Annotated in this window: 2 protein-coding genes; one reads left to right on the top strand and one right to left on the bottom strand. The window is 72.8% G+C overall.

The annotated features are described in order from the left end of the window. Positions 1-15 precede the first annotated feature (15 nt). Positions 16-216 carry a hypothetical protein gene (locus EIO58_RS17460; protein WP_127820505.1) on the bottom strand — a complete coding sequence of 67 codons (201 nt, stop codon included), beginning with the start codon at positions 214-216 and terminating at the stop codon, positions 16-18. A gap of 108 nt (positions 217-324) precedes the next feature. Here EIO58_RS17460 and menC point away from each other — a divergent pair, with 108 nt between their 5' ends. Continuing rightward, positions 325-1,458 carry an o-succinylbenzoate synthase gene (gene menC, locus EIO58_RS17455; protein WP_127820504.1) on the top strand — a complete coding sequence of 378 codons (1,134 nt, stop codon included), beginning with the start codon at positions 325-327 and terminating at the stop codon, positions 1,456-1,458. The last annotated feature ends 198 nt before the right edge of the window (positions 1,459-1,656 follow it).

The following is a 1,656-nucleotide window of genomic DNA, read 5'->3' as shown; positions in this document are numbered from 1 at the left end:
CGGTCGGAGCTCGCGTCAGTCGGCGTCGGGCGCGCGCGAGGGGATGTCGGTCGGCTTCGAGCCGCGCGCGCGGTCCTCGTCGTCGGCGCGGGCCTGCGTGTCGGCCGTCGGCGCGTGCGAGTGCCAGTGCATGCTCTTGACCTTCGCCCACCGCTTGTCACGCGCGTCACGCTGCTGGTCGGGCGTCAGTTCGTGCGGGGGATGGTCGTTCGTCATCTTCAGAAGGTACCCGCCGCACATGTGCCCCTTCCCAGGCTGGCACGGCCGCCGCGAAGCCTGTGCGTGCTCGGAAGCGGGTGGGCGTGCCGGGCGTACGCTGAGCGCATGCCCATCGCCCGACCGGCGGCATCCGTCGCCCTCGAAGGATTCGAGCTGCGTGTGCTGCACCTGCCGCTCGTCGCCCCGTTCACCACGTCGTTCGGCACCGAGACGGTGCGCGAGGTCATCGTCGTCCGCGCTCTGACCTCGGAAGGAGACGGGTGGGGCGAGATCGTGACCCAGGCCGACCCGCTCTACTCGAGTGAGTACACGCAGGGAGCGTGGGATGTCGCGCTGCGCTTCTTCGTGCCGGCTCTGCTCGACCGGCGGCGGGTCGCGCCGCACGACGTGGCCGGGGCGCTCGAGCCGTTCAAGGGGCACCGCATGGCGAAGGCGGGTCTCGAGCTCGCGGTGCTCGACGCGGCGCTGCGGGCCGAGGGCCGCAGTCTCGCCGAGTACGCCGGAGCGGTGCGCGACCGCGTGCCGAGCGGGGTGTCGGTCGGAATCCAGCGCGACCCCGCCGCCCTCGTCGACACCGTGGCCGGTTACCTCGACGAGGGCTACGTGCGCATCAAGATCAAGATCAAGCCCGGGCGCGACGTCGTCGACACGGCGGCCGTGCGCGACGCGTTCGGCGCGATCCCGCTGCAGGTCGACGCCAACTCCGCCTACACGATGGCGGATGCCGACACCCTGGCCGAGCTCGACCGCTTCGACCTGCTGCTGATCGAGCAGCCGCTGCAGGAGGACGACCTCGTCGACCACGCGGCCCTCGCCCGGCGCCTGAAGACCCCGGTGTGCCTCGACGAGTCGATCGTGTCCGACAAGGGCGCGGCCGACGCGCTTGCGCTGGGATCGGCATCCGTCGTCAACATCAAGGCGGGGCGCGTCGGCGGGTACCTCGAGGCAGTGCGCATCCACGACCGGTGCTTCGCGGCCGGTGTGCCCGTGTGGTGCGGCGGGATGCTCGAGACCGGGATCGGGCGCGCGGCGAACGCGGCGCTCGCGGCGCTGGCGGGCTTCACCCTGCCCGGCGACGTGTCGGCGTCGAGCCGCTTCTACGCGCGCGACATCGTGAGCGAGCCGGCGCTGCTCGAGGACGGGCACGTCCGCGTGCCGACCGGTCACGGCCTCGGCATCGAGATCGACCAGGTCGCGCTCGACGACTTCACCGTCGCGCGCGAGACCCTCACGCGGTAGCCGAGGTCTGCCGTGCTGCCTGCGCGTACCGTTTTCAGGACGAACCGCGTCCGGATGCCGCGACACGCCGCCCCCGCGGGCACTCCAGGCGCAGCGATCCTGCGAACGGTACGACGGCGGCGGGTCGACGCGGGAGCCGCGCTGCTCGCGGCCGCGCTCGCGCTCACGGGCTGCGGCCCACCATCCGGTGCGCCGGCC

Origin of the sequence: Microbacterium sp. CPCC 204701 (assembly GCF_004010105.1) — a bacterium.
Taxonomy (GTDB): domain Bacteria; phylum Actinomycetota; class Actinomycetes; order Actinomycetales; family Microbacteriaceae; genus Microbacterium.
The sequence above is the reverse complement of the archived record's forward strand: the minus strand, read 5'-3'. Positions and strand labels throughout refer to the sequence as shown.